At 57.6% G+C, this 24,290-nt stretch carries 22 protein-coding genes; 9 read left to right on the plus strand and 13 right to left on the minus strand.

Features of this window, described 5'->3' with window-relative positions:
* Nucleotides 1-24: 24 nt before the first annotated feature.
* Complete coding sequence (locus tag JRJ26_14130) at nt 25-933, minus strand: glucose-1-phosphate thymidylyltransferase (GenBank protein ID MBW2058628.1); 909 nt, start codon at nt 931-933, stop codon at nt 25-27.
* A gap of 567 nt (nt 934-1,500) precedes the next feature.
* Here JRJ26_14130 and JRJ26_14135 point away from each other — a divergent pair.
* Entirely contained in the window at nt 1,501-1,830 is a 330-nt protein-coding gene (locus tag JRJ26_14135; protein MBW2058629.1) for a PilZ domain-containing protein, read from the plus strand.
* Nucleotides 1,831-1,860: 30 nt separating this feature from the next.
* Here the strand turns inward: JRJ26_14135 and JRJ26_14140 are convergent, their stop codons facing one another.
* The 8 genes from JRJ26_14140 to JRJ26_14175 all read right to left on the minus strand — a co-directional run bounded on the left by JRJ26_14140 (nt 1,861) and on the right by JRJ26_14175 (nt 10,893).
* Nucleotides 1,861-2,247: a hypothetical protein gene (locus JRJ26_14140; protein MBW2058630.1), complete on the minus strand. Its 387-nt coding sequence runs from the start codon at nt 2,245-2,247 to the stop codon at nt 1,861-1,863.
* 47 nt (nt 2,248-2,294) lie between these two features.
* Complete coding sequence (locus JRJ26_14145) at nt 2,295-4,364, minus strand: glycine--tRNA ligase subunit beta (protein ID MBW2058631.1); 2,070 nt, start codon at nt 4,362-4,364, stop codon at nt 2,295-2,297.
* Between the two features lie 43 nt (nt 4,365-4,407).
* Complete coding sequence (locus tag JRJ26_14150; protein ID MBW2058632.1) at nt 4,408-5,286, minus strand: glycine--tRNA ligase subunit alpha; 879 nt, start codon at nt 5,284-5,286, stop codon at nt 4,408-4,410.
* A 342-nt stretch (nt 5,287-5,628) separates the two neighbouring features.
* Nucleotides 5,629-6,393 (minus strand): DNA repair protein RecO, encoded by a 765-nt coding sequence (gene recO, locus JRJ26_14155; GenBank protein ID MBW2058633.1) that lies wholly within the window; start codon nt 6,391-6,393, stop codon nt 5,629-5,631.
* Between the two features lie 60 nt (nt 6,394-6,453).
* On the minus strand, nt 6,454-7,143 hold the full coding sequence (gene lolA, locus JRJ26_14160; protein ID MBW2058634.1) for an outer membrane lipoprotein chaperone LolA: 690 nt from the start codon (nt 7,141-7,143) through the stop codon (nt 6,454-6,456).
* 33 nt (nt 7,144-7,176) lie between these two features.
* Entirely contained in the window at nt 7,177-9,345 is a 2,169-nt protein-coding gene (locus JRJ26_14165; protein ID MBW2058635.1) for a DNA translocase FtsK 4TM domain-containing protein, read from the minus strand.
* A 64-nt stretch (nt 9,346-9,409) separates the two neighbouring features.
* Nucleotides 9,410-10,063 (minus strand): 1-acyl-sn-glycerol-3-phosphate acyltransferase, encoded by a 654-nt coding sequence (locus JRJ26_14170; protein ID MBW2058636.1) that lies wholly within the window; start codon nt 10,061-10,063, stop codon nt 9,410-9,412.
* Between the two features lie 53 nt (nt 10,064-10,116).
* Nucleotides 10,117-10,893 carry an AAA family ATPase gene (locus JRJ26_14175; GenBank protein ID MBW2058637.1) on the minus strand — a complete coding sequence of 259 codons (777 nt, stop codon included), beginning with the start codon at nt 10,891-10,893 and terminating at the stop codon, nt 10,117-10,119.
* Nucleotides 10,894-11,011: 118 nt separating this feature from the next.
* Here JRJ26_14175 and JRJ26_14180 point away from each other — a divergent pair, with 118 nt between their 5' ends.
* The gene (locus JRJ26_14180) at nt 11,012-11,968 is read left to right on the plus strand and encodes a GDP-mannose 4,6-dehydratase (protein ID MBW2058638.1); all 957 of its coding nucleotides are present in this window, start codon (nt 11,012-11,014) and stop codon (nt 11,966-11,968) included.
* On the opposite strand, the gene JRJ26_14185 is transcribed toward JRJ26_14180, so the two are convergent.
* Genes JRJ26_14185 through fusA form a run of 3 tightly spaced genes read right to left on the minus strand, consistent with a single transcriptional unit; the run spans nt 11,952 to nt 16,193 of the window.
* On the minus strand, nt 11,952-13,109 hold the full coding sequence (locus JRJ26_14185) for a pyridoxal phosphate-dependent aminotransferase (protein MBW2058639.1): 1,158 nt from the start codon (nt 13,107-13,109) through the stop codon (nt 11,952-11,954). The two genes, JRJ26_14180 and JRJ26_14185, sit on opposite strands and share 17 nt — an antisense overlap.
* Before the next feature lie 2 nt (nt 13,110-13,111).
* The gene (locus JRJ26_14190; GenBank protein ID MBW2058640.1) at nt 13,112-14,107 is read right to left on the minus strand and encodes a biotin--[acetyl-CoA-carboxylase] ligase; all 996 of its coding nucleotides are present in this window, start codon (nt 14,105-14,107) and stop codon (nt 13,112-13,114) included.
* 43 nt (nt 14,108-14,150) lie between these two features.
* Nucleotides 14,151-16,193: an elongation factor G gene (fusA, locus tag JRJ26_14195; protein ID MBW2058641.1), complete on the minus strand. Its 2,043-nt coding sequence runs from the start codon at nt 16,191-16,193 to the stop codon at nt 14,151-14,153.
* A gap of 296 nt (nt 16,194-16,489) precedes the next feature.
* Here fusA and JRJ26_14200 point away from each other — a divergent pair, with 296 nt between their 5' ends.
* From JRJ26_14200 to JRJ26_14225, 6 genes are all read left to right on the plus strand, one after another.
* Nucleotides 16,490-17,617: a hypothetical protein gene (locus JRJ26_14200; GenBank protein MBW2058642.1), complete on the plus strand. Its 1,128-nt coding sequence runs from the start codon at nt 16,490-16,492 to the stop codon at nt 17,615-17,617.
* Between the two features lie 71 nt (nt 17,618-17,688).
* Nucleotides 17,689-18,171, plus strand: coding sequence for a CarD family transcriptional regulator (locus JRJ26_14205; protein ID MBW2058643.1), 483 nt, complete (start codon nt 17,689-17,691; stop codon nt 18,169-18,171).
* Between the two features lie 134 nt (nt 18,172-18,305).
* Entirely contained in the window at nt 18,306-19,385 is a 1,080-nt protein-coding gene (locus JRJ26_14210) for a TRAM domain-containing protein (GenBank protein MBW2058644.1), read from the plus strand.
* Complete coding sequence (gene ispD, locus JRJ26_14215) at nt 19,370-20,122, plus strand: 2-C-methyl-D-erythritol 4-phosphate cytidylyltransferase (protein ID MBW2058645.1); 753 nt, start codon at nt 19,370-19,372, stop codon at nt 20,120-20,122. Before JRJ26_14210 ends, ispD begins: the two co-directional genes overlap by 16 nt.
* Nucleotides 20,119-20,610 (plus strand): 2-C-methyl-D-erythritol 2,4-cyclodiphosphate synthase, encoded by a 492-nt coding sequence (locus JRJ26_14220; GenBank protein MBW2058646.1) that lies wholly within the window; start codon nt 20,119-20,121, stop codon nt 20,608-20,610. The genes ispD and JRJ26_14220 overlap by 4 nt, the downstream gene beginning before the upstream one ends.
* A gap of 17 nt (nt 20,611-20,627) precedes the next feature.
* The gene (locus JRJ26_14225; GenBank protein ID MBW2058647.1) at nt 20,628-22,118 is read left to right on the plus strand and encodes a cysteine--tRNA ligase; all 1,491 of its coding nucleotides are present in this window, start codon (nt 20,628-20,630) and stop codon (nt 22,116-22,118) included.
* Between the two features lie 31 nt (nt 22,119-22,149).
* On the opposite strand, the gene JRJ26_14230 is transcribed toward JRJ26_14225, so the two are convergent.
* On the minus strand, nt 22,150-22,638 hold the full coding sequence (locus JRJ26_14230; GenBank protein MBW2058648.1) for a DUF4833 domain-containing protein: 489 nt from the start codon (nt 22,636-22,638) through the stop codon (nt 22,150-22,152).
* A 297-nt stretch (nt 22,639-22,935) separates the two neighbouring features.
* Between JRJ26_14230 and JRJ26_14235 the strand changes: the two genes are divergently transcribed.
* Nucleotides 22,936-24,282: an FAD-binding protein gene (locus JRJ26_14235; protein ID MBW2058649.1), complete on the plus strand. Its 1,347-nt coding sequence runs from the start codon at nt 22,936-22,938 to the stop codon at nt 24,280-24,282.
* The last annotated feature ends 8 nt before the right edge of the window (nt 24,283-24,290 follow it).

Genomic DNA, 24,290 nt, shown 5'->3' on the forward strand with positions numbered 1-24,290 from the left:
GAGGGGGCCGGGGGCCCTGTCTGCTCAACAGACGATCTCGACCTGCCTGTCTGGAAAAGAGAGGACCAGAGTATTGGGCGGGGAAAGGGTAAAGGCGTACTTCTGGCCGCAACTGCACTGGCCCTTCAGTTCTTTGCAATAGCCGATCATCTCCTTGACTCTGTCGATCCTCGTGATGAGCTGGCCGCAGTTTGGACACGCCAGTGGGTCCCCCCAACCAGATCCGCCACGGTTAGCCAAGAAAACAGAACGGGGTTCACCCAGATGGCCCGATGTCTTGATGACCGTCCCTGACCGGCAGTAGCCGCCTATGGTGATGCCCGGATAGACGGTCACCCCCTTTTCCAGAAGGGTCCCAGGGTTGGTCACGCTGTTGCAGCCGATCTCGGTATCGTCGCCGAGGATTCCCCCCATCTTTCTCATCCCCGTATCATGGCTGGTCCCGTTGGTTCTGACTTTCACCGAAGTGGGGCTCATCCGCATCTTGACATTGGCCAGGATCACACCGGCTCCGAGATGGGAGTTGCTCCCGAGAACGCTGTCTCCGACATAGGCGAAATGGTCCGCCCTGACGTGATTCAATAGGATAGATCGGATCACCTCGGTGGTGTGCCCTATCACACAGTGGTCGCCCGTGATCACGCCTCCCCGGATATAGGCTCCATGGCGGATCTGACAGTCCTTGCCGATAATCGTGGGCCCTCGTATGTACGCCCCCGATTCAATAACAGTCCCCTCGCCCACATATACCTCACCTTCGATCCGGATATCCTTCCTCTGGGACGAACACGTGTTCGGGCAGAGGTTGTCTCGAATATAGGGATCCCTGCGATTGAGGACCTCCCAAACATATTCAACTCCGCCAAAGAGATCCGAAAACGGAACCTCGCTGAGATCAAAGAAGTTCTCCATCCTTGACATTCGTTCGTTCATCAAGCCCCCCCTGTCACCCGGTTTAGCCTTCTCATCCGGAAGAGTCAACTTCCCTCTCATGGTCGGGAACCTACCGGCTCCCGGATCAGCGGCACGAACGGACTATCCTACCGCAATTCCGATACCAATATCCGGGGTGCTGTAACTATTTGAATTCACACACTATCCAACCCGCATCCTCCCTGAAGGGATTGAATACCGGAAAAAATTTTCATAATAACTCCAATGATTGTCTCAAAGAATAACCACCATCTCTCAATCATGGGGGAGCTTTACCCCCCCATGGCCGGGCCGGTGGCTCGAGCCTCCCGCACACCCTCCACTCACCGGTACCGTAAATCCGCGGTTCCCTTGCCCCGCCTCTGTCGCGCGGGGCAGTTGGAGATAGGAAGCCTATCTTGGCACCACTATTGCATATATAGACGGAAAACCTGCAATCGATACACAGAAATCCAGGCAAGCACGACTTTGTCTGTCTCAAGCCCAAAAAGCACAAGAGGCAACACCAGAGACAAAGAAATCATCTCTTTCCCCTTTGTCGGTCCTTGTCTACAATGGAGCAAGAAAATGTGCTATCCCGCACAGGAAAAACGAAGACACCCCCGCTTCCCCCATCGTTGTCCCCTTTCCTTTGTACGCCTCGATAGACTCAACATAGGTGAGACCGAGGATCTCAGCTTAGGCGGGATGAAGATCCGCTCCCGCCACATCCTCATCGTCGGCGAGACCTATCAATTCACCGTGGTAATGGACGGGCGGGTCATCACCCCCACAGGCAGGATCGTCTATCTCGAAGACCAACCCGAATTCTCCTATGGGGCAGGGGTCTCTTTTCTCAGGCTTACAAAGGATCACAAGAACCGGCTCAGCCGTTTTCTATCGGCCTCCCGTTCCTAGACCCGGCCCGGAAGCGTGCGGGGAAGGCCCTTATTTTTTCATGTCGAGGTACTTGAGAAAGGAGAGATCGATGTCGATGCCGTAGACCTGTTGCACCTTGTTTATCTTCCGGATAACCGAATCGAACTCCTCATAGAAAGTCTCTATTATCCGGACAGCCAAGTCCGATTTCTTCTCTTTCTTCTCCAGCAGATCGACAAGTCCTTTCAGCAGCAAAAGATTCCGTCTTGCGATATCACCCCGCCCCACCAACAGGGGAGCCATGAACATGATGATAAAGAGGTTTTCGAAGGCCTCCTGAGGATCCCTCTTGAGCAGCGAGAAAGTATGGGCCAGGCTGATATACTCGCGCTCCAACCTGGGCCTCATCTCCCTCGAAACGTATCCCTCGATGAGAAGCCGATCTTCTTCCTCCACCCCAGATCCCTCTCCCTCCAGAGCCTCCGGCCGCTTTCCCCCAGGGTTCACTCCGTGGTGATTCTGGAGAAATCCGCAATTCGGCGGAAAAGGTCGACGATCCGCCCCAGAAGACCGAGCCGGTTGTCACGGATCTTCTCGTCCTTGTCCATAACCAGAACCCGATCGAAAAACCGATCCACCGGATCCTTCAATCGGGACAGTTCGACCAGTGCCTGCCGGTAATCCTTCGCCCTGAGAAGCGCATCGAGCCGGCCGCTCACCTCGCTAAGAATCCTGTACAAATCCCTCTCGGCCTCCTCGCTCAAGAGGGAGGGGACGACTTTCCGGCAAGACCAGGCCCGTGTGATGTGGACGACCCTCTTGAACGCGGCAGTCAGGGCACGAAACTCCTCGGACTTCTTCATCTCCGCCAGAGCGGAGATCCGCTGCCAGCAGTCCATGACATCGTCAAAGGTAGAAACCAGAACCGCCTCGACCGCGTCATGGGGGAGGCTTCTTCCGATCAATAGATTTTCGAAACGCTGCCTGAAGAACTCGAGAACCGAGTCTTCGGCCTCTCTGGGGGGTATCTCCAATCTCTCCTTGAGAAGTTCCACACTCTCATGGATGAGCTCCTTGAGGGAGACGGAATACCCTTTTTCCAACAGGATGGTCAGAACCCCGATGGCCTGACGCCGGAGAGCAAAGGGATCACCGGCGCCCGTGGGCGCCAACCCCACACCGAGGCACCCCGCAATGGTATCGATTTTGTCCGCAATGCTGATGGAATCCCCTATCACGGATGAGGGTAACCGATCTCCCGCAAAGGCGGGCAGATAATGCTCGTAGATGGCATCGGCCACCTCTTTCGGCTCACCCGAACGGAGTGCATACTCTCTGCCCATGACCCCTTGAAGGCCAGGGAACTCCCCGACCATTCCCGTTACCAGATCGGCCTTGCAGAGAAAAGCGGCTCGATCCACGAGGGCCTCGGCATCCGGGCTCAGCTTTCTCACGACAATACGGGAAAGCGAGCGGAGCCGCATGACCTTCTCATAGGAGGTCCCGAGCTTTGCCTGAAAGACCACCCTTTTCAGGTCTTCGACCCTCTTCTCCAGCGGCAGGCGGAGGTCCTCGGTGAAGAAGAACCTCGCGTCGGAAAGCCTCGCTCTCAAGACCCGTTCGTTTCCCCTCCTCACTACGTCCATATTCGCAGCCAGAGTGTTGCATACACAGACGAAGTATGGGAGCAAATCACCCCCGTGGTCCACCACTGGAAAATATCGCTGGTGGTCCTCCATGGCATGAACGACCGCCTCCAGGGGGAGTTCCAGGAAATCCCTTTCAAAACTCCCCAGGACGATCACCGGGTATTCGACGAGATAGGTCACCTCTTCGAGAAGCTCCTGACGGAGGAGAATCCTCCCCGAGACCTTACCCGCCGCCTCGTTGATCCCCCTTTCGATCGTCCCTCTCCTCTCTTCCGGGTCGACAATCACGGAGGCCTCGCGGAGCTTGCCCAGGTAGTCCGAGAACCCATTTACCTCTATCGCTCCCGGGCTCATGAACCGGTGCCCGTAGGTCAGGTCCCCGCTCTGGATGTCCTCCAGGCGAAAAGGAATGACCTCGTCACCGAAAAGGGCCAGGATCCAGTGAATGGGCCTGACAAAGCGGAGCCCGGATCTACCCCACCGCATCGATTTCGGAAAGGAGAGACCGGTAATAAGCCTGGGGAGACTCTCCCCGAGCAGGTCCACGGTTCTCCTCCCCTGCCGGCGTCGCACGGCGCAGACATACTCTCCCCTCTCGGTGGCAACCGTCTCGAGATCCTCAACCTCCACTCCCTGTGCTTGGGCGAATCCTCTCGCAGCCCGTGTGGGGCGACCTCTCTCGTCAAAAGCCGCGTGCTTCGGAGGACCCAGTCTTCTCTCGACCGCATCCTTCTGGAACTCCTCCACATCCCCCACCCAGACAACCAGGCGTCTGGGAGTTCCCATAGACCGAATCTGCCCGAAATCGACGTCCAGGGACTCGAGCTCCCCCCGCATCGACTCTTCCAGGTCCTTGAGGGCCTTGGGGGTCAGGCCGGCGGGGATCTCCTCGGCCCCTATCTCCAGAAGCAATTCTTTTGCCATCGTAACTCCCGGTCCGAGCCGGCGTGTCGCAAGCCTCCGGCGCCTATGCTCCAAGCCTGTTCAGAAGGGGATACCCCATGGACTCCCTCTGATCGAGATATGCCGCAGCGCACCGGCCTGCCAGATCTCTCACCCGATGGATAAAACCGGTCCTCTCGGTCACGCTTATGGATCCACGAGCATCGAGAATGTTGAAGACGTGTGAACATTTCAGGCAGTAGTCGTAAGCCGGAAGGGGAAGGCCTCTCTCCACAAGGCGGGAACACTCCTTCTCGAAGAGATCGAACACGGTAAAGAGCATGGACGTGTCTGCCACCTCGAAGTTGTAGATCGAATACTCGGCCTCCCGGCGGTGGTAAACGTCGCCGTAACGGATCTCTCCGGTCCAGATGAGATCGAAGACATTGTCGACCTCCTGAATATACATGGCGATCCTTTCAAGACCATAGGTCAGCTCCACCGGCACCGGGTCGAGGTCAAATCCTCCTGCCTGCTGAAAGTAGGTGAACTGGGTGATCTCCATCCCATCGAGCCATATCTCCCAGCCCAGGCCCCAGGCTCCGAGGGTCGGCGCCTCCCAGTCGTCTTCCACAAAACGGATGTCATGGGCCAGGGGATCCAGACCCAGACTCCTCAGGCTGTCCAGGTAGACCTCCTGCACGTCCAGGGGAGAAGGCTTGAGGACCACCTGGTACTGGTAATGCTGTTCAAGGCGGTTGGGATTGTCGCCGTACCGACCATCGGTAGGCCTTCTGGAAGGTTCCACATAGGCCACCATCCAGGGTTCCGGTCCCAGAACACGGAGGAAAGTCGCAGGATTCATCGTCCCCGCACCCACCTCTGTCTGGTAGGGCTGCCAAATAATGCATCCCCTCTCTGCCCAGAACCTTTCCAAGGCCAATATCAATTCTTGAAAAGTCACAGCCCCATCCCTCTGTTCTCTTCATATGACCCCGAAAGCGGCCGAAAACTAAAAGTGATTAACACTTTGTCCCCACCCTGTCAAGGAGAACACCCCCGGGGAGTTCCCCCATTTTGTGGAAACCCTTTGTTCCGGAGCGACATTGCGGAAGCACTGGGGCACCCATCGAGGTTGGGCGGGAAGGAGACAGGGCGTGTTCGTGGGGCGTGCTCGTGTTCGTGAGGCGTGTTCGTGTTCGTGAGGCGTGTTCGTGATTCGTGTTCGTGGGGCGTGTTCGTGAGGCGTGTTCGTGGGGAAGGGGCAAGAATTCCCCGCCGGGAGCAAGCCGGAACCCGACGTCCTTCATGAAGGGGCTGACTTAATGCTCTCCAGGAATCGAAGCGACTTGAGTTCCCTGTTGAGATGGTGTTTGACAAAGCGGGGCAGAATCTCACGGCTCTCCCTGAGAGCGAGGGGCGAAAACCTCAGCCGTTCTATCTTTGAGAGGTCGGTCTCGACGGCCTTCTCAAGAATCCGGGCAGTCCCAAGAGCAAGGGGAAACGACTCCTCCCCGGCAGGGCGGCATCTCTCACAAAAGACCCCACCCCTGGCCGGAACGAACCAGATCCTCCCCGGCCCATCAATGGAGCTGCCGCAGCGGACGCAGGACTCGAGGGTCGGCCGATATCCAACCAGAGAGAGGAGGCGTACCTCGAAGATCCGCAGCATCTCCTCCTTTGTCCCTGACTGGTCCAAAATGGATAGAAACCCCCTCAGGAGATCGAAAACCCCTCTGTGGGCCTCTCCTTCCTCCAACATGGCGTCCACCAACTCCGCAAAGTAACTCCCGTAGCTCATCCTGGCCACATCCTGGCCGAGGGTCGGAAAGAACTCCACCACGTCACACTGGTCGATCCGCATGAGGGGCCGCTCCTCTTTCTCTGCAAAAAGAACCCGCACGTGGCAAAACAGATCGAGGCTGTTGGCGAATCGCCTTCTGCTCCGCCGAGCGCCCTTGGCGATCCCCCTGACCTTCCCGTATTCCCGGGTCAAGAAGGTGACGATCCTGTCGGACTCGCCATAATCGAAAGAGCGAATCACGATCCCTGTGGCACGTTTCAGGGGCATGGGTACGACTGTCCCGGGATCCGTGGTCCCGGCTGTTGGCCGTGGTTTCCGGCGGTTCCCCTAATCCTGAGACCCGGGGAAACCCTCAATGACCTCAATACCCGGGGGGACCACGAAGGTGAAAAGATCGGCAGGCAGTTTCCGGTTGACCCGGACTCGCTTCAAGAGGGTCCTCGTGAGATTACCGTATGCATCGTAGACCTCTGCCTGATCGACGTAGCCCGTCTTTCGATCCACAAGAAGGACCAACCTGTCCATCATCGCCTGGGGTTTCCTGGGAACAAGCTCGATTCGGTAAGCCCCATGCCAGGTTTCAACCTCCCGGTCCCACCCGTGGATTTCAAAATCCTCTGCAAGGTCGCTTTCACCCATGAGAAAGCCCAGGAAAAAACCTCCCCTCTCGAGATCCACCCTTCCCACATTGACCTGTTTATCCCGGGGCTGATAGAACCAGAGGGTCTTCCCGTCGCTTACCCACACGTTCTTTGGCGGCGTGGTGTATTCGACACGCATGAGTCCCGGCCTCTGGAGATACACCCGCCCCCTGGCCTTGGTGACCCGTGTCTGGCCCAGCATCCTGGTGGTAGTCTCCTGGACAAAGTCTGCCTTGAGGCTCCAGACACACCCGTACCGCTCCTCTATCCCCCTGACCACTTCCCCTGTTGTAAGGGCCGGACAGTCGGCCACAGGCATGACGGAGAAGAGAATCAGTGAAAGAAGAATCGAGGAAAGAGTCAACCTCGCTCTCATCCGGCCCTCATCGACTGAATACCGGAGATCCCCCTAGACCTTGTGAATCAAAACCTCCCGGGGCTTCACGCCGTCCGACGGCCCCACGATACCGTCGGCTTCCATCCGTTCCACGATCCTTGCAGCCCGGTTATACCCGATCCGGAATCGCCTTTGAATCAGCGAGATCGAGGCCTGGCCGGTTTCGGCCACGAAGGCCACGGCCTCGTCGTATTTTTCGTCGTATTCCTCATCTTCACCCGGGCCCTCTCCGGCCTGTTTCTCCTCCATGATGGAGACGTTGTATTCGGGTTTACCCTGCTTCTTGAGGAATTCAACCAGTCTTCTGATTTCACTTTCAGAGATATATGCCCCGTGCACGCGGATCATCTTGGAACTTCCAGGTGGCAGGAAGAGCATGTCTCCGGCCCCGAGCAGGTGTTCCGCCCCGATAGAGTCGAGAATCGTCCTTGAGTCGGTCCTCGAGGAGACCTGGAAGGAGATCCTGGCAGGGAAGTTGGCCTTGATCAGCCCTGTGATGACATCGACCGATGGTCTCTGTGTAGCCAGTATCAGATGTATACCCACGGCCCTTGCCATCTGTGCCAGGCGCGTGATGGCCTCCTCCACGCCTCTTGAGGAAACCATCATCAGGTCGGCCAGCTCGTCGACCACCACAACGATGTAGGGCAGTTTCTCGGGAAGGGACACCGGCTCGCCTTCCCTTCCGCCCGAGGTCCCATCGAGTGTCCCGTAGCCACGGCCCCTGCGATTCCCCAGGCTTTTCTCTATCTCGCGGTTGTGTTGATCGATGTTCCTGACCCCTTTGTCGGCCAAGATCCCATAACGCCTTTCCATCTCGCCCACCAGCCATTCGAGGCCGTGGGCCGCCTTCTTCGGGTTGGTCACAACCGGCAGGAGCAGATGGGGAATCCCCTCGTATAGGGAGAGCTCAAGCATCTTCGGGTCGATCATGAGGAAGCGGACCTCTTCAGGCCTGCACCTGAGAAGGATACTGCAGATCATTGCGTTGAGGAATACACTCTTGCCCGACCCTGTCGAGCCAGCTACCAGGAGATGGGGCATCCCGGCAAGATCGATCACGAGAGGCTGCCCTGAAATCCCCATCCCCAGGCAGATAGAGAGCTTGGACCGGGACTCTCTGAAGGCCTCCGATGTGGCGATCTGCTTGAGATAGACCGTCTGGCGCACCTTGTTGGGAATCTCGATGCCCACAACGGCCTTTCCCGGGATGGGAGCCACAACCCGGATGCTCACCGAACTCAGGGCAAGGGCCAGATCATCGGCCAGCCCCACTATTTTGCTGACCTTCACCCCTGGGGCTGGCTCGAATTCAAAGACCGTGATCACAGGGCCGGGCCTGACCTCCACGACCTTTCCTTCAACCCCGTAGTCCCTGAGCTTCTTTTCCACGATCCGTGAATTCATGACAAGACTCTGCCTGTCGACCTTCACGTCGTCAACCTCAGGCGCATCGAGGAGAGAGACAGGGGGAAGATGAAAGGTTCCCTTGGCCTCCAGGAATTCAAACTCTTCCTGCTGACGAGACCGGGCGCTTTGCGCCTTTGTTACAGAGGGCTCAACCACCCGAGTTACCCTCGCCGGGGTCTCTTTGTGCCGGGACTTTCTCTTCCCTCCCACCCGCCGTTCTCTTCCAGTCCGCTCGAGGTGGATCGTGAACAGGATCCTCACCTTTCCCGCCGCCTCCGATATCAAACGGCCCAAACCAAGGGCCAGCCTCGACGGGGAGAGCCCCGTAGTCATTATGGTGAATACCACCAGGAGAAGGATTACCAAGAAGGACGCACCAAAGAGGCCGACGTATCTTGAGAGCTCTCCGGAGAGGAGCGCGCCGAAGGCACCACCGGCTGCCATCTCCTGCCCGCGAATTGTAAGGTTTTCCACCCACCTTCCAAGACCGATGGAAACGGTCAAGGCGAGAAGGAGCCCTCCCCCTCCTCTCACCAACACCCGGCCCGCTCCGCTCCGGCTTATCACCAGCACTCCCACCCAGACCAGCAGAGGCGAAAGGAGATAGGCACCCCCTCCCAGGACCTGGATGAAGAGATCGGCGCCATAGGCACCTACGACCCCCCCGAGGTTCCGGATCTCCCTCACCCCCCCCACATGCTGTACGTTGAAGGACGGATCTGACGGATGATAGGAAAACAGGGCTACCCCGAGGAAAAGACCGGCTCCCATCAGAAGAATACCCAGGATTTCGCGCCCCACGCCGTCCTCTCTCAATTCTCCAACCCCTCACGCCTCAGCGGGCAAAGCCGTTCTCTATGGCCTTTCTCACCTCTTCCATCATCCGGTTTCGATCCGCCAGACTCCCCCCGTCACCGCCGATGCGCCTGCCCACGACGATCTCGATCGTTCCGGGTTTCACTCTCAGTGAACTCTTGGGCAGGACATCCCTGCTGCCCCTAATCGATATGGGAACAATGGGGACACCGGCCTTCAAGGCCAAGGTGAACCCTCCCTTCTTGAAGGAGTGAATCCTTCCATCAGGGCTCCGGGTTCCCTCTGGGAACACCATCACAGAAGCCCCCTGTCGAACAGTGGCGACTGCTCTTTCGATACTTTCCAAGGCCTTCTTCCTGCCTTTCCGATCGATGCTGATGTAGCCCGCGGCCTTCATGGCCCATCCAAGAATAGGAACCCTGAAGAGCTCCTCCTTGGCGAGCCACTTGAAATCAACCGGAAGATAGGCCAGAAGAGCAAAGATGTCAAAGGCACCCTGGTGATTGGCCATGAAGATCTGGGGCTTACCCTTCTCTATTCGATCGGCGCCGGACAGGACCACTCGCACGCCGGCACTCCTCACGATCACCCACCCCCAGGCCCGCGCATACCAGTGGATCAATCTTCCCTTCCGGTCAAAGGGGAATGTGAGGAACGCCAGGATGGAGAGCACGATCGTGCTTATGACTAGGCAGAACAGTCCAAAAATGGTCCGCAGGAATCTTTCTATCTCTTCTCCCCCATTCGGTCGGCGATAACCCGGACCTCTTCTCTTATCTCATTGTCGAGGTCGTAAGGGGAAACCCCGAGGCGGTCGGCTTCTATGATCTTGGGATTGAAGCTGAGATAACCGAGAATCTCGAAATCCTGTCCCAGGCTTTCCTCGATGAGTCGCCTGTCCTGGTCAGAGGAGACCTTGTTTCCCACGACATGGACGCTGGAAATCCCCAACTCGCCGGCCAGCCGCTTTATCTGTCTTGCCGTTCCAAAGCTCCTCAGGCCGGGCTCGACGACCACCACAAACACGTCCATGTAAGCCGTGGACCCCCGGCTCAGGTGCTCCAGTCCCGCTTCCATGTCGACTATGACCGTCTCTTCTCTTGCCACAAAGAGATGACTGATCAGGCTTTTCAGCAGAACATTCTCCGGACAGAAGCAGCCGCTCCCTCCAGACAGGACACCACCCAGAACCAGGAGCTTGACACCTCTGTAGGTCACACTGTACTCGTCTGGTATGTCATCAACCCTGGGATTCAGCTTGAACATCCCTCCGAATGTCCCTTTCTTGCTGGAAGTCCGTTCCTCGATGAGACTCGTCTTCTGAGCCAGAGGAGTCAGGCCTGCCAGTCGATCCGGGGGGATTCCGATGGCCGAGGCCAGGTTGGCATCCATGTCCGCATCGATGGCCAAAACCCTCCGGCCTTGCTCAGCAAGCAGGCGGGCCATAACTCCGGCCAGGGTCGTCTTGCCCACCCCACCTTTCCCAGAAATCGCTATTTTCACAACGGTCTCCAAGAATCTATCTAACACGCCCCCCACTGCTTGTCAACCGGCGGGAAGCGTGTTAGGATCGCACATTGGGATGGGTATGACATCGGGTGTGATTCCGCAGGGAGGGTCGATGCAGTCGGTCTTGGTCACCGGAGGAGCCGGTTTTATCGGGTCCCACTTCTGTGAACGCCTGGTGAGAGAAGGGATCCACACGGTCTGCCTCGATAATCTCGACGACTTCTACGACCCTGCCGTCAAGAAGAGAAATATCGCCTCTCTGCTTACCTCTCCTCTCTTCGAGAACATGGTGGGGGACGTGCGCGACCTGGCCTTTCTCAGGGATCTCTGCAGGCCTCGGAGCTTCGACGGCATCGTTCATCTGGCCGCCCGCGCAGGGGTCCGCCATTCCATCCAGAACCCCCTGCTTTACGAGGAAGTCAATATCAGAGGAACCCTCAATATCCTGGAGATTTGCCGGGAGTTTCACATCCAGCGGCTCGTCTTTGCCTCCTCCTCTTCCGTGTACGGTGAAAAGGCGAAAATCCCCTTCTCCGAGGCAGACCCTGCCGATTCACCAATCTCGCCTTACGGCGCCACAAAACGGGCCGGGGAGATCCTCTGCTATACCTATCACCGTCTCTACGGTATCGATGTGGCCTGCCTCAGATTCTTCACCACCTTCGGCCCGCGCCAGAGACCGGAGATGGCAATCCACAAATTCACGCGCCTCATCGATCAGGGCGAGCCTGTTCCCGTGTACGGCGACGGCAGTTCACTGAGAGACTACACCTACATCGAGGACATCATCGACGGCCTCTTCAAGGCACTCCAGAAAAACAGGGGCTATGAGGTCTACAATCTGGGAGAGTCCAGAACCACTCGGCTCGTCGATCTGCTCAAGATGCTCGAGACGGCTCTCGGCCGCAAGGCGCTCGTCCGGCACTATCCCGATCAGCCGGGAGATGTGCGGGCCACATGGGCGGACATCACCAAAGCCAGGCAGAGGCTCGGCTACGATCCTAGATTCAGCATGGAAGAAGGAATCCGCAGGTTTGTCGCATGGTACAGGATCACCCGAGCTTCCTGAGGGCCGCTTCGATCCGGTCGAACGCCTCTTCAAGCACAGAGGGCGCAGTTGCGACATTGATTCGAACATGCCCCTCTCCGTGAGGCCCGAAATCCGATCCGCTCTGCACGATCACCCGCGCCTCATTCTTGAGATATTCGGTTATTTGCAGGCTTGTCATCCCAAAGGAGGCCAGATTCGGGAAGAGGAAAGGGGTAGCCTTGGGCCGGGGACACCAGACTCCGGGGATCTGGGCCAGCCTCCGGAGCCCATAATCCCGCATCCTCTCAAGATGGGCCATGAAGACGCGAAGCCAGGGCCGGCCATGGATCAGGGCCGCCTTGGCCGCGGCCTGGGCCAGTGTATCGGTATGAACAATCATCCCGTGGAGCCGCTTCTTCAGCTCTTTCATGTGGCGGCCCCGATTTACCAGGTAGGCGATGCGGAACCCGGGAATGCCGTAGGCCTTGCTGAATCCGTAAACCGCCAGGGTCCTCTCGAACATATCACCACTGAGGGAAGCGAAACTCACATGCTCCCCCTCGAAGACCATGTCCTCATAGAGCTCATCCGCGAATACCAGCAGGTCCCGCTCTTGGGCGATGGCTCCGATCGACTCGAGCTCCTCACGGCTGAGAACACGCCCCGTTGGGTTGTGCGGGTTGCACACCATCAGCATACGGGTCCGACCCGTGATCCGGCGCCGGAGATCATCCAGGTCGAGGGCCAGGTCACTGGAAAAATCCAGGGGACTGAAGACAGCGGTCGCCCCCGCATAATCCACGTTTTCCATGAAGGGAGGATAGACAGGAGCAGGGCAGATCACCGCCTCATCGCCCGGTCTCAGCGCATAGTAGCAAGACAGAAAAATGCCGAACATCGTGCCCGGGATCATGTGGACGTCCTCAGGAGTAGCCGGAATCCCGTTGACACGGTTTAGCTTCTCACAGACCACCTCGAGGACGTCGGGGTCGCCCCCGCATGGACCGTAGGGCGTCCGGTCCTCCTCAAGGGCCCTCATGATTCCCTCCTTGATCTCGGGCGGACTCCTGAAATCGATGTCCGCCACCGAGAGGGAGATCACATCCTCCGGCCACGGCCCCCACTTGAGCGCAGCCCGCCTCCGAACAAACCCGTGGTCGATGCGATCAAACCTTACCATCGCTATCGCCCCTCTTCCTCCCTCAGGTCCCCTGCAACGATGCGAATCACCTCGCCCTCCCCCTTTCGAAGGATAAGAGCGCCGTTCTGGTCGAGCCCCTCGGCCACGCCCCGATGGATCCTGCCGAAGGAACTCACTTCCACGGTTTTCCCGCGGATAGCCGCCGCATCTTCCCACCTGGCCAGGGCCAAACCGCTCCCGTGAACAAGCAGAGCCCGGTACCAGGAATCGATGCTCTTGAGAAGAGACCTGGCGAACCGGACTCTCGAGACCCTGCGGCCGGTTTCCATCATTACAGAGGTCGCATTGTTGAGGACGTCATGGGGAAAGTCCTCCTCACCCATATTGAGATTGACCCCGAAACCGAGGACCACAAAATCGACCCGATCAGCCTCTGCCTTCACCTCGTTGAGCAGCCCTGCCAGCTTTCTCCCCCGAACCAGAACGTCATTCGGCCACTTGAGCTCCACTCCCAAGGCAAAATCCTCTTCAAGGGCCTCGGCCGCGGCCACCGCCCCCATGTAAGTCAGGATTGAAACCAGGGAGGGAGGGATTACAGGCCTGAGAACGACTGAGAGATAGAGGTTCTTGCCCCCTGGAGAGATCCAAGAACGATTCAACCGCCCCCGGCCTCTGGTCTGCGAATCGGCTATCACAGCCGCTCCTTCCCCGGCGCCCTTGACGGCCGCTTCATATGCCAGATCGTTTGTAGATGTCACATCATCAAAAGTGTACAGCTCTCTGCCGACGATCCTCGTATCGAGATTCCGCCCTACTTCCCTGCCCGACAGGACATCGGGCTTCTCGACCAGAAGGTAACCCCGGCGGGTCCTGGCCCGGATCCCGTAACCCCCGTCCCTCAATAATCTGATCCTCTTCCAGACCGCAGCCCTCGACAGGCCGAGCCGACGGCTCAGCTCCTCCCCCGACACATAGCCCCCTCGTTCCTCAAGGGCGGCGAGGATCGACTCATCGACGGCAGAGTCCGGAGTTTTCATTCGAGACATCTTTCCCGGAGACCCTGTCCAGACTCCTGATCCCTCACTTCTCGGAACCCTTGTCATACCGTGAGAACTGCATGGAGAAGGTACCCCGGCCCTGGCTGAGCGACCTCAGGTCCGTGGAATAGCCGAACATCCGGGTCAAAGGGCAGAAGGCCTGGATATGGACGACTCTCCCCTTTGGAACAATCGCCTCCACATCGGCCTGCCTCGATTTCAGGTCTCCGAGCACCTCTCCCATGAACTCCTCGGGAACTACCACACTTACCGACATGATGGGTTCGAGAAGCACCGGGCTCGCCCTCTCGCACCCCTCGCGCAATGCGTTGGAGCCCGCAATCTTCAGGGCCATGGTGGAGAGATTATCCTGGTCGAACCTGACGCCCACCAGTTCCACTCTTATGTCGGTAACGGGGAAACCCATGATGGGCCCCACAGTAGCCGCATCCTCTATCCCCTCATAGATGCTCTGAAGGGCCTCCTCGGGCAGCTCCTCCGGAGGGACCGACGAGGTCAATTCGACCCCCCGCCCCCTCTCGTGGGGCGAGATCCTCAGGGTCACTTCGCCGAAGAGACGGGTTTCGTCCACCTGGCGGAGGAATCTCCCGGTCTGGGTTACGGTCTTCTCTATGGTCTCCCTGTAGACCACCTGAGGGCGGCCCACGTTGACCGGGAGATTGTACTCTGTCTGGAGCCGATTCACCAGCACGTCGAGATGGAGCTCCCCCATCCCCGAGATGATGGTCTGTCCGGTCTCCTCATCGAACTTCACCACAAAGGTAGGGTCCTCCTCGGCCAGCTTCTCGAGACTCAGGCTGAGTTTCTCCTGGTCCTGATTTGTCCGGGGTTCGACGGCCACCGAGAGAACGGGTTTGTAGAAATCGATCGGCTCAAGTAGAATGGGGGCCCCCCTGTCACAGAGGGTATCGCCCGTAGTGGTGCCCTTCAGCCCCATCATGGCAACGATGTCCCCTGTGGAGGCCCTGTCTATCCTTTCACGGTGATTGGCGTGCATCCGGAAGATCCTCGAAACCTTCTCCATTCTACCGAGCCGGGGGTTGAGGGCCTCTTTCCCCACCCCGATGCTCCCCGAGTAGACCCTCACATAGACCATTTTTCTTCCCTGTTCCATCATGACCTTGAAAGCCAGGGCCGAAAAGGGCTCGTGGTCATCCGGCAGCCGCGTCTCCGACTCACCGGTTTTCGGGTTCTTCCCCGTAATACCCGGCACGTCCAACGGTGAGGGCAGGTAGCTTGCCACAGCATCGAGGAGAGGCTGGATTCCCTTGTTCTTCAAGGCCGAACCGCACAGGACAGGCACGAGCTTCATGGCGATGGCGGCCTTCCTGATGGCGTGGACCAGCTCTGCCTCTGTTATCGGTTCTCCTTCGAGGTATTTCTCGGTCAAGAAATCGTCGGTCTCAGCCACCCTTTCGATCAACAGGGCTCGATAGACCTCCGCCTCTTCGCGATACTCCTCTGGAATATCGATCTCACTGTACGAGGCGCCCAGGGTTTCCTCATGCCAGACAACCGCCTTGAATCGAATAAGGTCGATGATCCCCCGGAACCCGCCCTCGGTCCCCAGAGGCAACTGGACAAGGAGGGGGTGGGTCCCGAGTCGATCTATCATCATCTGGACCGTACCGTGGAGATCCGCCCCTACCCGGTCCATCTTGTTGATGAACGCTACCTTTGGAACCCCGTACTTGTCGGCCTGATGCCAAACCGTCTCCGACTGCGGTTCCACGCCCCCCACAGCGCAAAACACGACCACCACACCGTCGAGGACCCTCAGGGCCCTTTCCACCTCGATAGTGAAGTCCACGTGGCCGGGGGTGTCTATGATATGAATATCGTGGCCCTTCCACGTACACGTAGTCACAGCGGAGGTTATGGTGATGCCTCGCTCCTGTTCGAGTTCCATCCAGTCCATCACGGTGTCACCGTCATGGACCTCCCCCATCCGATGCGTCCGCCCGGTGTAGTAGAGAACCCTTTCGGTAACGGTCGTCTTACCCGCATCGATATGGGCCACGAATCCGATATTCCTGGTCTTTTCTAGCCTCTTCCTATAAGCCATATCCCTAGGGTATCATCGCCTTCGGCCAGATCTGCCGGAAAAGAGGGTGGAACAGAACGCCGGAAACGCATGGGGTATTGCGGCATATTAAAGGGTTCTCCTCAAAAAGTCAAGCCAGGCAATGGACAGCCACGAACAAGCGGATCCCGCCGCCAATGGAATTCGCCGGGCTCTCTCTCCAAGACCACGCCCTGTTTGCCTTTCGTGGTATTGCATTTTGGGTTCCAATCTGTTAGTATGTTGTGCAGCTTTCGTACCGTTTTTTCTCTGTTTTCCCGCGGGAAGGTGAAGAGAGCTTGCCCGGACGTGTCTTAGACCGCTGCCTGCAGACCGTTCTGATCACTGCTCTTCTTGTGCTGGTGGGCTGTTCCTATCTGGAGAGATTGAAGGTCCCCCTGTACGGTGGAGTGGACAAACGGGTCCAGCACAGGGAAGTTGTCCGCATAGGCAAAAAGGTGTACGTGAAGGTTCCAAACCCGGAAGCACGGATGGATAATCCCTACGAACGTTTTCTCTATGTCCCTCTTGAGGAGTATCTTGCCAACCGCAAGACCTATGACAGTCTATCCTCCTCCTTTCCGGGGCCCGAGAACCAGAGACGAGAGCCCGTGAAACCGACGCCGCCATCTCCCTTTCCGGTGGAGGAGATGAATCAGACCGGCCGGCTGCAGGCTCGGCTGCACCTCAGGAAGAGACTACTGGTCGCTCCTTTTACAGACGCCGCGGGTTCCGGTCCTGACGGGCTCTCCGAAATCCTTACCGAACGGCTCATCTCGAGAATCGAGGCTGTGTCCGGCGAGGTTGTTGTCATCGATGGTTCCGCCATGGCGGAGAGACTCGAAGAGAACGGTGTTGAAGGCGCTTCCTTCGGTTCCCAGGAAGTCATCCAACTGGTGCGCCGGTTGTATAACATCCATGCCATCCTCACCGGAACGATCGACTATCTCTTTGTCTCCTCTACTGAGAGCCTGGTCAAAGGCGGTGGAAAGACCGCATACGCCATTGCAGGAGTGAAGGCCCGCCTCATCGATACGGCATCGGCCAAGGTTCAGGGTGAATGGGAGGAGAGAAACCCGGTTTTCGATTCAGAGGGAAAAGGCCGGTTCTCTGACGAGAAGGCCCGGCTGAAGGCAATCGACCTGATCGCTTCGGACCTCGCCTCGGTGGTCGGCGAGGAGCTACGGAAAATCGACTGGTACACCACCATCGCCAGTGTCCGTGGCAGCCGGGTCTATATTCCTGCCGGAAGACTGTCCGGGGTCGAGGTGGGCAATGTCTTTTCCGTCTTTTCCGGCGCTTCCCCGGGCGATCTCAAGGGGGAGATCCGCGTGGCGGCCCTGTTCGGTATCGATGCTTCATTGGCGGAGGTAACAATGGGTGAGGGCTTCAGAACGAACGATCTGGTCCGACCTGTATTCCAGTGATGATCTCAATACTGCCATGGAGAAAGGGGAGAGACCAAGGGGTGGGAACTCAAAGAAGAGGAGTCTAAATAATGTTTGAGATTGGGGACAAGGCTGTCTATCCTGGACATGGAGTCGGTATCATCGAGAGAATCGAGACCCGGGAGGTTTCCGGAGGCAACAAGAGCTTCTATGTGCTGAAGATCCTCGACAACGGGATGACTATCAGGATCCCCACGGACCATGCAGAGATGGTCGGGCTGAGGGAGATCATCCCGGAGGTTCAGGTCCCTAGGGTCTTCCAGATCCTCAAGGAGAAGGACGTTTCGGTTTACAACCAGACGTGGAATCGCCGCTACCGGGAGTACATGGAAAAGATCAATACGGGGTCGATTTTCGAGATAGCCGAAGTCTTGAGAGATCTCTATATGCTGAAAAGCGAGAAGGAGCTCTCCTTTGGTGAGCGAAAGATCCTTGACACTGCGAAGAACCTTTTGGTCACCGAGATCGCCATTGCAATGCGTGCCCAGGAGAAAGAAATAGTTCAAGAGCTCCGGACGATCCTGGAAAACTGATCGGTTTGAAATGGCATACTACACCCATTCGGTTTTGTAGAAACTAAATTCAAGAGACTTCAACGGCCCCTCCACAGCCAGCTGAGTCCATCCGATCTAAGAAGACCTTCCGGGATAGAAACGCTGTCCTGACCATGGCAGATCAGCCACGAAGCGGACTCATACCCGGTCTGGAAGGAGACAACATGGGATCCTTAATTCTCTGGATAGTTTTGATCCTTGCTTGCTCGCTTGGAGGATACATGGCAAGCGGTGAACTGACTACTTCTAAAACCCTGGCACTCTGGGGGCTGCTGGGCGGAGCAGTACTGGCGGTCCTTACCATACTCTCTGTGGAGAACATGAAGAAGACCCCCCTGAGAAAGGTCTGCGGGGCAGTGATCGGCCTGCTGGTAGGACTGGTTTTTGCGCGGCTCCTTTCAGGGGCGGTCCCGCTCTTCGTCAAGCCCGGAAGCGCCGCCATCAGCGGGGTGATCTATGCTATCCTGGGCTATGTAGGGCTCAAGATAGGCCTGAAAAAGGGGGAGGAATTCACGCTCCAGAGTCTGAGAGCATCCAAGGCCGGTGACGGAGAGTCCTTCAAGATTCTCGACACGAGTGTCATTATCGACGGGAGGATCGCCGATGTCTGTGAGACCGGATTCATCGAGGGGGTCTTCATTATCCCCCAGTTCGTTCTCCATGAGCTGCAGCACATCGCCGACTCCCCTGACCCCGTGAAGAGGACCCGGGGCAAACGAGGGCTGGAGATCCTGCACAGGATGCAGAAATCGGTGGACATCGAGGTTCGCATCAGCGATCAGGATTTTCCCCGCATCAAGGAGGTGGACTCCAAGCTGGTGGAATTGGCCAAGAGAACCGGAGGCACGATCATAACCAACGATGCCAATCTCAATAAGGTCGCAGAGCTCCAGGGCGTTGCTGTACTCAACATCAACGCACTGGCAAACGCCTTGAAGCCCGTGGTTCTGCCTGGGGAAGAGATCAACGTCTATGTGCTCAAAGAGGGTAAGGAACCCGGCCAGGGTGTGGCCTATCTCGACGACGGGACCATGGTGGTAATCGAGAACGGGAGAAGGTTCATGGGCCGGTCCCTGGACGTGGTGGTGACAAGTGTCCTCCAGACAACCGCGGGACGCATGATCTTTGCAAAAGAGAGCCTCGGCACTTACGGTGAATCGATCCAGCACCGTCAGGGATGGCAAAGGGGTTAGACGTGAAGAGACGGGGGAGGAGAGTCGCCGCACTGATCGTGGCCGCCGGGGAGGGCTGCCGGATGGGTACCCCTCGGCCAAAGCCCTTTGTCCTGCTGAAGGATGTGCCGATTCTCGCTTATGCTCTCCATCCCTTTGAGATCTGCAGCCGCATTCAGAGCCTCTATCCGGTCCTCCGGCAGCAGGATCTCCCCTCATGGCAAGGGGAGATTCTCGACAGGTTTCCCTTCAAAAAGACAAGACAACCGGTCGTTGGAGGGCCGAGCCGCCAGGATTCCGTCCGGCTCGGCCTCGAGGCGATCACAGAGGATATCGATACGGTCCTGATTCATGATGGGGCCCGTCCCTTTGTGGATGGATCCCTGCTCGATCAGCTCCTCGATACCATGGAGGGGGTCCAGGCTGCTGTCCTCGCCGTACCGGCAAGGGACACGATGAAGGTAGTCTCGCCCTCGGGCCGGGTACTGGAGACACCGGACCGTAAAGGTCTGTGGCACATTCAGACTCCCCAGGCCTTCGACTTCAGTGTCATCCTCGAGGCCCATCAAAGAGCCGCAGCAGACGGCATTGTGGCCACAGACGATGCCGCCCTGGTGGAGCGGTTGGGCGTGCCTGTGACAGTGGTGGAGGGCTCTTACAGAAACATTAAGATAACTACTCCTGAAGATCTGATCATGGCCCGCGCCCTCTTGGAGAACGGGGGAGGAATCTCATTGGAATCCTGGAAACCGCTATGAGAATCGGCTGGGGTTACGACCTTCACCCCCTCGTGGAAGGGAGAGCACTGGTCCTGGGAGCTGTAAAGGTTCCCTTCAAGAGGGGACTCCACGGACACTCCGACGGGGATGCCCTGATCCATGCCGTCTGCGATGCGATGCTTGGGGCAATGGGGGCAGGGGATCTGGGAAGGCTCTTCCCCGACACCGACCCCAAACTCGCCGGCATAGAAAGCAGCCGCCTTCTGGAGGAGATCGCTCAAAAGGCAAGACAGCGAGGGTACAGAATTCACAACGTGGATGCCACCATCGTGGCCCAGATGCCGAGGCTGGCCGACTATCTTCCCGAAATGGAGCTGAACCTGGCGAAAACCCTCCGGATAGACAGACGGAAAATCAACGTGAAGGCCACCTCTCCTGAGGGAATCGGAGCAATCGGCCGGGGAGAGGCTATTGCCGCTCAGTGCGTCGTACTCATGGAGCGTGAACAAAGCACCCACGACCCGTGAATCGGCTGGAGATCGAGATGGCTTTGCGGATCTACAACACTCTCACCCAGAAGAAGGAGACCTTCGAGCCTCTCCACCCTGGTGAGGTCCGCATGTACGTTTGCGGCGTCACAGTCTATGACAGATGCCATATCGGCCATGGCAGGGCAGCCGTTGTATTCGACTGCATTTACCGGTACCTGAAGGCAAAGGGCTACAGGGTCACCTATGTACGAAACATAACCGATATAGATGACAAGATCATCAACAAGGCCCTTCAGGAAGGCGTAGAGGCTCGGACCATAGCAGAGAGGTATATCAGGGATTTCCAGGAGGACATGAAACTCCTCGGGGTTGCTCCACCCACCTGCGAACCAAAGGCGACGGACCACTTACCTGACATTATCGCCATGATAGAGAAACTCATCGAAAAGGGTTACGCATACTCGGTCAACGGCAAGGTCTTCTTTTCCGTGTCCAGGTTCAAGGGGTACGGACGTCTATCCCACAAACGGGTGGAAGAACTCCTGGCCGGAACGCGGTTCGAGCCGGATCAAGACAAACGGGAAGTCGCGGATTTTGCCCTCTGGAAGGCCGCCAAGCCGGGTGAGCCCTGGTGGCCCAGCCCTTGGGGGCCAGGTAGGCCGGGATGGCACATCGAGTGTTCTGCCATGAGTACCAAATACCTGGGCGAAACGTTGGATATTCACGGGGGAGGGCGAGACCTTGTCTTCCCCCATCACGAAAACGAAATAGCCCAGTCAGAGGCGGCTACGGGTAAGACCTTTGTTCGATACTTCGTCCACAACGGGTTTGTCACCAATCAAGGGGTCAAGATGGCCAAGTCCCTGGGCAACGTCGTATCCATCAGGGAAGTGGTGGAACAGGCCGACCGGGAGGCGGTCCGCCTCCTCCTCCTTTCCCACCACTACCGAAGCCCTGTGGACTTCTCCAAGAAGGCCCTCGGAGAGGCCTCGGAAAAGATGGAGCGCTTCTACCTTCTCCTCGAGGAGATGGACGGCAGGCTGAAAGCCTCGCCTCCCTCGCACATCCCCGTGGAGGAGCTGAGACGGAAGATCCCCCCGGAACAGATAGACCGCCTGGAGCCCCTTCTCGGGTTTCCAGAACGGTTCCAGGAGGCGATGGATGACGATTTCAATACCGCCCTGGCTATCGGGCATTTCCACGACATGGCAAGGGTGCTCAACTCGATCCTCCATCAACCGGGGAAGAATCCTCTTGTCGACCTGTCTCTCCTCGCATTCGGAAGCGACTGTTTCAAGACCCATGGAGCTCCGCTCGGGCTGTTTCAGCTCGATCCTGCTAGCTATCTGAATCAGAGAAAGATGAAGGGCCTCGGAAAGCTCACTCTCGAAGAGAGCGAGATCATCCGTCTCCTCGAGGAAAGAGACAAAGCCCGGAAAGCAAAGGACTGGAAGCGTGCTGATGAAATCAGGAAGAGGTTGGCAGCCCACAAGATAACCCTGGAGGACGGCCCTGGTGGAACTCGCTGGCGGATCGCGGAATAAGGCGCCGGCATCCAAAAGGGATCCACTCTCTTCAATGCGGATAGATCCGCTCCCCGATAGGGAAATTCTTCCGACTGCTTCTGCCGAAAAGATCGATGAAGAGGACCTTTGGCATGCCGAACCACCTCTCCCTGGATTCCACATGGATCTTATCGAGGACCGCCTCCTGCCCGTCGATCGTGACGAAGGCCCTGTACCCGTCGCGGGTCTTCTTTACCAAGATATTCCTTTTCTTGAAGGCGGTTAGGATGATTTCGAACCGGTCTTTTCCCAGTTTCCTCTGCGATTTTATACCGTAGGCGAACTTTCTCTGAACAGCGGTGAGCCCCCGTTCCTCGCCGTTTTCGAGAACCCAGTAAGCCACCACCTCTCCAGACGGACGCATAGAATACTGCACTATGTTCCTGTTCTTGCTCCGCTCGATAAAGAAAAGAGGAAAGTCGCCCTTGCCGAGCGCAGGGGACACGAAGGAGACAAGACCTCCCACAAGAATAAGGCACAGGTAGGCAAATTGTTTCATGCGATCTCCTCTATCGTCTGTCGCCAGTATAGCAAATCTGTTGCCAGAAAAACAAGCAGATTGCCGGGAAGAGAAACCGCCGGATGGCCGGCCCTCGCTGGAGAATCACCGGAGACCGAAGATTACGCGGTTTCTGGGCTACCAATCCTGCCGGGAGGAGCCTCCCCGGAGGGGCGAGATCCTACTGCCCTTTTCTTGACAAACCGGAACGACGGATGCAGTATGTTGCTTGTGTTGCTATGGCTGCTTTCGCAGCCGCTTCTGCCCGAACCCGGATGAGGAGTATCCGAGGAGGCTCTGTTGGCCGACTACAGGGTGATCATCGTCGGTGCCGGCCCTGCGGGAATCTTTGCCGCCCTGACCCTCAAGGCCGGGGGGCTCGATGATATCCTGATCCTCGAGCAGGGCAAGGAGATAGAAGGGCGACGGCGGGATACGGCAAAGGATCTCCTCTGCGGGTGGGGAGGCGCCGGTGCTTTCAGCGACGGAAAGCTGACCCTTTCCCCGGAAGTAGGGGGATTCCTTGAGGAATTCGTCTCAAGAGACCAACTCAGCCCGCTCCTTGTAGAAACCGATCGCCTCTATGTCCACTACGGGGCGCCTCAAAAGACCTATGGGTCTCCCTCGGCGCAGACAGAAGAGCTTGCCCAAAAGGCCAGACTGGCGGGGATGGACTTCATCCCCACGGAGATCCGCCATGTGGGAACCGAGAACTTGGTGAGAATCCTCAAGAGGATGCGGGAAGATCTCAAGGGGGGTGCAACCGTCAGTACAAACACCCGGGTGGAGCACCTGTGGGGGGAAGAAGGGCGAGTTCGAGGAGTAATCCTTGAAGGCGGGCAAAGGCTCACTGCCGATTACGTGATCGCGGGTCCAGGACGGATAGGGGCGGACTGGGCAAGGGAGGAGACGAGGCGCCTGGGCATCGCTTCATCACCAAATCCGGTGGACATCGGCCTTCGAGTGGAGACCCCCGCTGCGATTCTGATCCACCTCACCGATGCAACCTATGAATGCAAACTCATCTACAACTCCACCACCTTCGATGACAAGGTCAGGACTTTCTGCATGAATCCCCATGGAGAGGTCGTCACCGAAGAGAGCAATGGGATAGTCACGGTCAATGGCCACAGCTATGCGAGGAAGAAGACGGAAAACACCAATTTCGCAATTCTGGTTTCCAGCACTTTTACCGAACCCTTCGATGACCCTATCAATTACGGGAAGTTTATTGCCACCCTGGCCAATCTCCTCGGCAAGGGCGTGATCATTCAGCGACTTGGCGACCTTATGAAAGGGAGGCGGTCCACACCGGAACGGATATCCAGGTGTATTACCAGGCCCACCCTTCCCTCGGCTACTCCGGGGGACCTGAGCTTTGTGCTGCCCTATCGGTACCTCAAAGACATCATGGAGATGCTCGAGGCCCTGGACAAGATCGCTCCCGGGATCTACTCCCGCCACACCCTTCTGTACGGCGTTGAGGTGAAGTTCTATTCCAACCGGATCATGCTCTCACCCGGCCTCGAATCCCAGCTGGAGAACCTCTTCTTCGTCGGCGACGGCGCCGGGATAACCCGGGGGCTTCTCCAGGCATCGGCCAGCGGTACCATAGCGGCCAGGGAAATCCTCAAGAGAGCATAACCCCCTTC

It is taken from the genome of Deltaproteobacteria bacterium (assembly GCA_019308905.1).
GTDB lineage: Bacteria > Desulfobacterota > BSN033 > WVXP01 > WVXP01 > JAFDHF01.

Excerpts from the sequence above, each read along its gene's own strand:
- JRJ26_14130 (MBW2058628.1), bottom strand. The coding sequence starts at position 933 with ATGAACGAACGAATGTCAAGGATGGAGAACTTCTTTGATCTCAGCGAG.
- JRJ26_14135 (MBW2058629.1), top strand. The coding sequence starts at position 1,501 with ATGTGCTATCCCGCACAGGAAAAACGAAGACACCCCCGCTTCCCCCAT.
- JRJ26_14145 (MBW2058631.1), bottom strand. The coding sequence starts at position 4,364 with ATGGCAAAAGAATTGCTTCTGGAGATAGGGGCCGAGGAGATCCCCGCC.
- recO (MBW2058633.1), bottom strand. The coding sequence starts at position 6,393 with ATGCCCCTGAAACGTGCCACAGGGATCGTGATTCGCTCTTTCGATTAT.
- lolA (MBW2058634.1), bottom strand. The coding sequence starts at position 7,143 with ATGAGAGCGAGGTTGACTCTTTCCTCGATTCTTCTTTCACTGATTCTC.
- JRJ26_14165 (MBW2058635.1), bottom strand. The coding sequence starts at position 9,345 with ATGGGAGCCGGTCTTTTCCTCGGGGTAGCCCTGTTTTCCTATCATCCG.
- JRJ26_14180 (MBW2058638.1), top strand. The coding sequence starts at position 11,012 with ATGCAGTCGGTCTTGGTCACCGGAGGAGCCGGTTTTATCGGGTCCCAC.
- JRJ26_14185 (MBW2058639.1), bottom strand. The coding sequence starts at position 13,109 with ATGGTAAGGTTTGATCGCATCGACCACGGGTTTGTTCGGAGGCGGGCT.
- JRJ26_14190 (MBW2058640.1), bottom strand. The coding sequence starts at position 14,107 with ATGAAAACTCCGGACTCTGCCGTCGATGAGTCGATCCTCGCCGCCCTT.
- fusA (MBW2058641.1), bottom strand. The coding sequence starts at position 16,193 with ATGGCTTATAGGAAGAGGCTAGAAAAGACCAGGAATATCGGATTCGTG.
- JRJ26_14205 (MBW2058643.1), top strand. The coding sequence starts at position 17,689 with ATGTTTGAGATTGGGGACAAGGCTGTCTATCCTGGACATGGAGTCGGT.
- JRJ26_14210 (MBW2058644.1), top strand. The coding sequence starts at position 18,306 with ATGGCAGATCAGCCACGAAGCGGACTCATACCCGGTCTGGAAGGAGAC.
- ispD (MBW2058645.1), top strand. The coding sequence starts at position 19,370 with ATGGCAAAGGGGTTAGACGTGAAGAGACGGGGGAGGAGAGTCGCCGCA.
- JRJ26_14220 (MBW2058646.1), top strand. The coding sequence starts at position 20,119 with ATGAGAATCGGCTGGGGTTACGACCTTCACCCCCTCGTGGAAGGGAGA.
- JRJ26_14225 (MBW2058647.1), top strand. The coding sequence starts at position 20,628 with ATGGCTTTGCGGATCTACAACACTCTCACCCAGAAGAAGGAGACCTTC.
- JRJ26_14230 (MBW2058648.1), bottom strand. The coding sequence starts at position 22,638 with ATGAAACAATTTGCCTACCTGTGCCTTATTCTTGTGGGAGGTCTTGTC.